General features: G+C 73.8%; 7 protein-coding genes. 6 read left to right on the top strand and 1 reads right to left on the bottom strand.

The features are described from left to right. The first annotated feature begins 47 nt into the window (after positions 1-47). Positions 48-950, top strand: a complete 903-nt coding sequence (locus GL263_RS17265; protein ID WP_182856623.1) for a ribonuclease Z — start codon at positions 48-50, stop codon at positions 948-950. A gap of 94 nt (positions 951-1,044) precedes the next feature. Here GL263_RS17265 and GL263_RS17260 read toward each other — a convergent pair whose 3' ends face one another. Beyond that, positions 1,045-2,433 (bottom strand): 6-phospho-beta-glucosidase, encoded by a 1,389-nt coding sequence (locus tag GL263_RS17260; protein ID WP_182856622.1) that lies wholly within the window; start codon positions 2,431-2,433, stop codon positions 1,045-1,047. A gap of 36 nt (positions 2,434-2,469) precedes the next feature. On the opposite strand from GL263_RS17260, the gene GL263_RS17255 reads away from it, so the two are divergent. The 5 genes from GL263_RS17255 to GL263_RS17235 all read left to right on the top strand — a co-directional run. Then, positions 2,470-3,561, top strand: a complete 1,092-nt coding sequence (locus tag GL263_RS17255; protein WP_182856621.1) for a carbohydrate kinase family protein — start codon at positions 2,470-2,472, stop codon at positions 3,559-3,561. A 114-nt stretch (positions 3,562-3,675) separates the two neighbouring features. Beyond that, the gene (locus GL263_RS17250) at positions 3,676-4,734 is read left to right on the top strand and encodes a PhoH family protein (RefSeq protein ID WP_182856620.1); all 1,059 of its coding nucleotides are present in this window, start codon (positions 3,676-3,678) and stop codon (positions 4,732-4,734) included. Between the two features lie 12 nt (positions 4,735-4,746). Beyond that, positions 4,747-5,244: an rRNA maturation RNase YbeY gene (gene ybeY / locus GL263_RS17245; protein WP_182856619.1), complete on the top strand. Its 498-nt coding sequence runs from the start codon at positions 4,747-4,749 to the stop codon at positions 5,242-5,244. After that, positions 5,241-6,557 (top strand): hemolysin family protein, encoded by a 1,317-nt coding sequence (locus tag GL263_RS17240; RefSeq protein ID WP_182856618.1) that lies wholly within the window; start codon positions 5,241-5,243, stop codon positions 6,555-6,557. The genes ybeY and GL263_RS17240 overlap by 4 nt, the downstream gene beginning before the upstream one ends. A 194-nt stretch (positions 6,558-6,751) precedes the next feature. Beyond that, on the top strand, positions 6,752-7,435 hold a 684-nt coding region (locus GL263_RS17235; protein ID WP_182856617.1), incomplete at its 3' end, for a hypothetical protein.

Raw genomic sequence — 7,435 nt, 5'->3', positions numbered from 1 at the left:
GCCCGGTCACCGCCCACCACCCCGAACCGCCCGAACGACGTGGACATATGCGTGAACTGATCGTGCTCGGCACCGCGAGCCAGGTACCCACCCGGCACCGGAACCACAACGGCTACCTGCTGCGCTGGGACGGGGAGGGCATCCTCTTCGATCCCGGCGAGGGGACGCAGCGGCAGATGCTGCGCGCCGGCGTCGCCGCCCACGATCTCACCCGGATCTGCGTCACCCACTTCCACGGCGACCACTCGCTCGGCGTCGCCGGAGTGGTCCAGCGGATCAACCTCGACCGGGTGCCGCACCCGGTCACCGCCTACTACCCGGCCAGCGGCGGCCGCTTCTTCCACCGGCTGCGGTACGCCACGGCCTACCGGGAGACCGTCGCGCTGCGCGAGGTGCCCGTGCACCAGGACGGCGAGCTGCCCGGGCCCGACGCCTTCACTCTCACCGCGCGCCGACTCTCCCACCCGGTGGAGGCGTTCGGCTACCGGCTGCAGGAACCGGACAGCCGTCGGATGCTGCCCGACCGGCTGGCCGCACACGGCGTCCAGGGCCCGGACGTGGGCCGGCTGCTGAAGGAGGGCGAGCTGCGCGGGGTGCGCCTGGCGGACGTCAGCGAGCACCGGCCCGGGCAGCGCTTCGCCTTCGTCATGGACACCAGGCTGTGCGACGGCGTCTACGCGCTCGCCGACGGCTGCGACATGCTGGTGATCGAGTCGACGTTCCTGGACGAGGACGTGCGGCTCGCCGAGGAGCACGGACACCTCACGGCGGGGCAGGCGGCGAAGGTCGCGGTGGAGTCCGGGGTGCGGCACCTGGTGCTCACCCACTTCTCGCAGCGGTACGGCGATCCCGCGGTCTTCGCCGAGCAGGCCCGGGCGGCCGGCTTCGAGGGGGAACTGACCGTGGCGGCCGACCTCATGCGGGTGCCGATGCCGCGCCGCAGGCCGTGAGACCCGGCCGCGGGCCGTGACGTCCCGCCGCGGGCCGTGACACCTCGCCGGTGCCGCGCCGGCGACACCACCCGACCGCGCGCCTGGCGGCGGGTCAGCTGCCGCGCACGGCGGGGGAGTCAGGGCCGCCCCGGAGGACGGCCGGGTCGGCGGCGTCGAGCACGCGGGCCGCCACGTCCGGCGAGTCCACCAGCGGATGCAGCAGCAGCGCTCGCAGCGCGGCGGTCCGCGAGCCGGTCGCCGCCGCCTCGATCGTCGCCCGCTCCACCGCCTTCACCTGGAGCACCAGACCGAGTTCCGCCCCGTCGAGCGGCGTCGAGGGCACCGAACGCACCCCGTCACCGTCCACCTCGCAGACGGTCTCCACCACGGCGTCCGCCGGGAGCGCGGGCAGCGTGGCGCCGTTGCGGACGTTCAGGACGAGCCGCCGCCGCCCGCTCGCGCCGCTCAGCGCGGCCATCAGGGACAGCGCGACCCGCTCGTAGCCGCCTCCGTCGAGGTCGCAGCCGTCCCGCTGCCAGCCACCGCCCGCGGAACGCGCCTCGGCGAGGTAGGTCTCCTCACGCCGCAGCCGGGCCTCCCGCCAGAACCGGTGGGCCCGCGCGGGCTGTTCCGCCGCCCGGGTGTAGAACTCCGTCTGCTGGCGGTGCAGGAACTCGCCCCTGGTCTGCTCGGCGTCCCTGGCCGCCGCCAGCGTCTCCCGGCGGAAGTAGTAGTAGTGCAGGTACTCGTTGGGCAGCAGCCCGAGCGCGCCCAGCAGCCGGGGTCCGAAGAGCCGGCCCTCCTCGAAGGAGTCCAGCGCGTCGGGAGAGGCCAGCAGCCCGGGCAGCAGCTCCCGGTCGCCGAGCCGCAACGACCGCAGCCAGCCGAGGTGGTTCAGCCCCAGGTACTCGTACTCCACGGCGTCAGCGGCGTCGGTGGCGTCGGCGGCATCCACGTACCGCGCGTCCACGCCGGCGGCGCGCGCCGCCCGGCGTACCAGGCCGACCGGCGAGTCGCAGATACCCACGACCCGGTCGCCGAGCACGGCGGACATCGCCTCGGTGACCATGCCCGCGGGGTTGGTGAAGTTGACGACGCGGGCGTCCGGCGCGACCGCGCGGACCCGCCGGGCGATCTCCGTCATCACCGGCAGCGTCCGGAGCGCGTAGAGCACGCCGCCGGCGCCCACCGTCTCCTGACCGAGCACGCCCTCGCGCAGCGGCACCCGCTCGTCGGCCACCCGGCCGGCGGTGCCGCCCACCCGGATCGCGGAGAACACGAAGTCCGCGCCGGTCAGCGCCTCGTCCAGATCGGTGGTGGCCCGTACCGTGGGGCCCGAGGGCATCGACCGCAGCACCGCGCCGATCACCTCCAGCCGCAGCCTGTCGGTGTCGTGGAGCGCGACCTCCCGGATCAGCCCCGCGAAGGGGCCGCCGTCGGCCAGCGCCGCGTACACGAGCGGCACACGGAAGCCGCCGCCGCCGAGGATCGCAAGTCGCATGCCCTGGACGCTACCGCTTCCGGCACACTGAGGGGCATGTACGATCCGCTCGCCGCGGTCCGCGCCACCGGGGATCCGGACTGCGATGTGTACCTGACCGGGACGGTGTTCCTCGACATCGTCTTCACCGGTCTGGACTCGGCGCCCCGGCGGGGGACCGAGACCTGGGCCCGGGGCATGGGCTCCAGCCCGGGCGGGGTCGCGAACATGGCGACGGCGCTGGCCCGTCTCGGGCTGCGCACCAGCCTGGCCGCCGCGTTCGGCGACGACGTCTACGGCGCCTACTGCTGGGAGGCGCTGGCGGAGGGGGAGGGCGTCGACCTCGCCCACTCGCGCAGGGTGCCCGGCTGGCACTCCCCGGTCACCGTCTCGATGGCCTACGACGGCGAACGCACGATGGTCACCCACGGCCACGACGCCCCGCCCGAGGACACCGCGGCGGCCGACCCGCCGCGGTCGCGGGCCGCGGTGGCCTCCCTGGTGCCGGGGCGGCGGCAGGAGTGGGTGAGCCGGGTCGCCGGCCGCGGCACGAGGGTCTTCGCCGACGTCGGCTGGGACGAGTCCGGGCGCTGGCGGCTGGCGGACCTCGCGGAGCTGGCCGACTGCGAGGCCTTCCTGCCGAACGCGGAGGAGGCGATGCGGTACACCGGCACCGACGACCCCCGGGCGGCGGCCCGGGCCCTGACCGCGCACGTGCCGCTGGCCGTGGTCACGATGGGCCCGCACGGCGTCTGCGCGGCCGACGGCCGGACCGGCGAGTTCGCCGAGGTGCCGGGTGTGCGGGTGGAGGCGCTGGACCCGACCGGTGCGGGCGACGTCTTCACGGCCGGCTTCCTGCTGGCCTCGCTGGCCGACTGGCCGCTCGCCGAACGGCTCGCGTTCGCCTCGCTGACCGCAGCCCTGTCGGTGCAGGAGTTCGGCGGCTCGCTGTCGGCGCCGGGCTGGGCGGAGATCGAGCACTGGTGCCGCCGGGTGCACGGCTGCCCGGTCCAGGACCCGGTGGCGGACGCCCAGCGGTGCCGCTACGGCTTCCTGTGGCGGCTGCTGTCGGGCGGTGAGCGGCCGGTGCCGCTGCGGCGCGCGGTGCCCACGGTCGGCTTCCGGCAGCCGTCCGGGCCGATCGTATGACCGCGCACTGGTCGCTGTGGAAAACCGCTCGGGGTCGTCCGGCCCAGGACGTACTCTGGTAACACCAGGCGACAGCAGCTGAAGAGAGGGATCAGCAGGCCACAGAGCCGGCCCATGACGCAGACATCCACAGACCAGGCAAGCGCCCGCTTCACCGTCCCGGCAAAGCACCCGATGGTCACGGTGCTCGGTTCGGGCGACTCCCTGCTGCGCATCATCGAGCAGGCGTTCCCGGGGACGGACATCCACGTCCGGGGGAACGAGATCAGCGCCGTCGGCGACTCGGCCGAGGTCGCCCTGGTGCAGCGGCTCTTCGACGAGATGATGCTCGTCCTCCGCACCGGCCAGCCGATGACGGAGGACGCCGTAGAGCGTTCCATCGCGATGCTCAGGAGCGCGGCGCCGGGCGACGAGCAGGAGACGCCCGCCGAGGTCCTCACCCAGAACATCCTGTCCAGCCGCGGCCGCACGATCCGGCCCAAGACGCTCAACCAGAAGCGCTACGTCGACGCGATAGACAAGCACACGGTCGTCTTCGGTATCGGCCCCGCCGGTACCGGCAAGACGTACCTCGCCATGGCCAAGGCCGTGCAGGCGCTCCAGTCCAAGCAGGTCAACCGCATCATCCTGACGCGGCCGGCCGTGGAGGCGGGGGAGCGGCTCGGCTTCCTCCCGGGCACGCTCTACGAGAAGATCGACCCCTACCTGCGCCCGCTCTACGACGCGTTGCACGACATGCTCGACCCCGACTCGATCCCCCGGCTGATGGCCGCGGGCACGATCGAGGTCGCGCCGCTGGCGTACATGCGCGGCCGGACGCTCAACGACGCGTTCATCATCCTCGACGAGGCGCAGAACACGAACCCCGAGCAGATGAAGATGTTCCTCACCCGCCTGGGGTTCGAGTCCAAGATCGTCATCACCGGTGACGTCACCCAGGTCGACCTGCCGGGCGGCACCCGCAGCGGCCTGCGGCAGGTCCAGGAGATCCTGGACGGGGTCGAGGACGTGCACTTCGCCCGTCTGAACAGCACCGACGTCGTCCGGCACAAGCTGGTCGGCCGCATCGTCGACGCCTACGAGCGCTACGACGTGCGGAACGGCGTCAACGGCCACGAGGACGGCCGCGGCGACCGCCGGCCGCACGGCCGCACCGAACGCAACGGAAAGTAACCAACGCGCACCATGTCGATCGACGTCAACAACGAGTCCGGCCAGGAAGTGGACGAGCAGGCCATCCTGGACATCGCGCGCTACGCCCTCACCAGGATGCGCATCCACCCGCTCTCCGAACTCTCCGTGATCGTCGTCGACGCCGCCGCCATGGAGCAGCTGCACCTCCAGTGGATGGACCTGCCGGGTCCCACCGACGTCATGTCGTTCCCGATGGACGAGCTGCGGCCCCCCGCGAAGGACGACGAGGAGCCGCCGCCCGGCCTGCTCGGTGACATCGTGCTGTGCCCGGAGGTCGCGAAGAGGCAGGGCGAGCAGGCGCCCACCGCGCACAGCATGGACGAGGAACTGCAGCTGCTCACCGTGCACGGCGTCCTCCACCTCCTCGGCTACGACCACGAGGAGGTGGCCGAGCGCAAGGAGATGTTCGGTCTCCAGAAGGAGATCGTGGACGGCTGGCGCGCCGAGCGCGGGCTCACCGGCCCCTCCCCGGCCCCGACCACGACATGACGGCGCAGCTGCTGGCCTTCGCGCTGCTGTTGACCGTGGTGGCCTGGCTGGCGGCGTGCGCGGAGGCCGGGCTCGCCCGGGCCACCAGCTTCCGCACCGAGGAGGCGGCCCCCGGCCCCGGCGCCGACAGGTTCGCGGTGGTGGCCGCCGACCCGGTCCGCTACCTCAACCTGGCGCTGCTGCTGCGGATCGCCGCCGAGATGGCGGCCGGCGTGCTTGTCACCTACGCCTGCCTGCAGGCGTTCGACGAGCCGTGGCAGGCGCTGGTGGTCGCGGTGGCCGTGATGGTGCTGGTGTCCTTCGTCGCGGTCGGCGTCTCCCCGCGCACGATCGGCATCCAGCACTCCGAGGGCACGGCCAGGGCCGCCGCGGCGGTACTGGTGCCGCTCGCCCGGGTGCTCGGCCCGCTGCCCCAGCTGCTCATCCTGCTCGGCAACGCCCTCACTCCCGGGCGCGGCTTCGCCAGGGGGCCGTTCGCCTCCGAGCGGGACCTGCGCGCGATGGTGGACATGGCCGAGTCGCAGTCCCTCATCGAGGACGAGGAGCGCCGCATGGTGCACTCGGTCTTCGAGCTGGGCGACACGCTCGTACGGGAGGTGATGGTGCCCCGTACGGACGTCGTCACCATCGAGCGGCACCGCACGGTCCGCCAGGCCCTCACCCTGGCGCTGCGCTCCGGGTTCTCCCGCATCCCGGTGACCGGCGAGAACGAGGACGACGTCGTGGGCGTCGTCTACCTCAAGGACCTGGCCCGCAGGGTCCACGTCAACAGGGAGGCGGAGAGCGAGCCGGTGACGTCCGCGATGCGCTCGGCCACCTTCGTCCCCGACACCAAGAACGCCGGGGCCCTGCTGCGGGAGATGCAGCGCGACCACATCCACGTGGCGGTGGCCGTCGACGAGTACGGCGGCACGGCCGGCATCGTCACCATCGAGGACATCCTGGAGGAGATCGTCGGCGAGATCACCGACGAGTACGACCGCGAGCTGCCGCCCGTGGAGCAGCTCGACGAGGACCGCTACCGCGTCACCGCCCGCCTCGACCTCGGCGACCTCGGCGAGCTCTACGGCCTCGACGACTACGACGACGAGGACGTCGAGACCGTCGGCGGGCTGCTCGCCAAGCACCTGGGCAGGGTGCCGATCGCCGGGGCGTCGGTGGTGGTCCCGCTGACCGAGCGACCGGACGGCTCCCGCGACGACCGGCTCACGGTGGAGCTCCGCCTCACCGCGGAGAGCACCGCCGGCCGCCGCCGGCGCATCGACCGGGTGCTGGTGGAGCGCGTCGGCCCGCCCGCCGAACCCGTGGAGTAGGCGGACGGCCCGCGGAACCCGCCGACGGCCCGGGCCCCGCCCGCGGCCCGATCTCCGCCGCGGCCCGAGCCCCGCCGACGGTCGGTCACCGCCGGTCAGCCCGCGGTGACGCGACCTGCGGTATCGGCCCCCGCGTTCACCCGAGCGGCCGAGTGGCGGTCGCCGTCGGCCGCCCCCGGTGGCGCCATGGACGCATGGACACCACCCCGCGGTCCGCGCTCCTCGCCACCGTCCTCGCCCTCGGCGTCCTCGGCCTGACGGCCACGGCGTGCGGGACCCGGGTCGGCCCGCCGACCGCCGGGACGGAGCCGCGGCACGCCGTCGACTCGCCGGCCCGTAGCGGCCTGCTCGCCGAGGACCGGCTCAAACTCGCGCTGCTCGACCTGAACGACCTGCCCACGGGCTGGGCGGCGGACAGCAAGCGCGCGGCCGAGGAGCGCGGCATCGGTGTGCCGAGCCCCGACGAGCAGCCGTGCCGCGCGCTGTTCGACCCGCCCGCGAAGGCGCGGGCCGACGGCCGCTTCGCACGCACCGAGGCCGGCCCGTTCGTGACCACGCGCACCGTCGGCTACCGCTCGGCCGGCGAGGCCGGGCGGGCGCTGGACCAGTTCCGGAAGGCGGCGGCCGGCTGCGGGGTCTTCAAGATCGCCGAGGGGCCGGAGGAGGACCGGGCGGACGTGTCCTACACGGCCGAGGACCTGCCGCTGCCCGAGCTCGGCGACGGCAGCGTCGCGTTGCGCTTCGTACGCGGCGGACCGGGGGACGACGAGATGACCGTGCTGGCGGACGTGGTGTTCGTACGGGTCGGCGGGGCCGCCGTGCACCTCGCCCAGGCCGGTGTCGACGGCACCGCCGACGAGGAGGGCCGGGACGGGGGC

It is taken from the genome of Streptomyces durbertensis (assembly GCF_014156695.1).
Taxonomy (GTDB): domain Bacteria; phylum Actinomycetota; class Actinomycetes; order Streptomycetales; family Streptomycetaceae; genus Streptomyces; species Streptomyces durbertensis.
This window is presented reverse-complemented; position numbering and strand designations above follow the sequence as displayed.

Bases quoted from the DNA above. Each gene is read 5' to 3' on its own strand.
- GL263_RS17265 (WP_182856623.1), top strand. From the start codon at position 48: ATGCGTGAACTGATCGTGCTCGGCACCGCGAGCCAGGTACCCACCCGG.
- GL263_RS17260 (WP_182856622.1), bottom strand. From the start codon at position 2,433: ATGCGACTTGCGATCCTCGGCGGCGGCGGCTTCCGTGTGCCGCTCGTG.
- GL263_RS17255 (WP_182856621.1), top strand. From the start codon at position 2,470: ATGTACGATCCGCTCGCCGCGGTCCGCGCCACCGGGGATCCGGACTGC.
- GL263_RS17250 (WP_182856620.1), top strand. From the start codon at position 3,676: ATGACGCAGACATCCACAGACCAGGCAAGCGCCCGCTTCACCGTCCCG.
- ybeY (WP_182856619.1), top strand. From the start codon at position 4,747: ATGTCGATCGACGTCAACAACGAGTCCGGCCAGGAAGTGGACGAGCAG.
- GL263_RS17240 (WP_182856618.1), top strand. From the start codon at position 5,241: ATGACGGCGCAGCTGCTGGCCTTCGCGCTGCTGTTGACCGTGGTGGCC.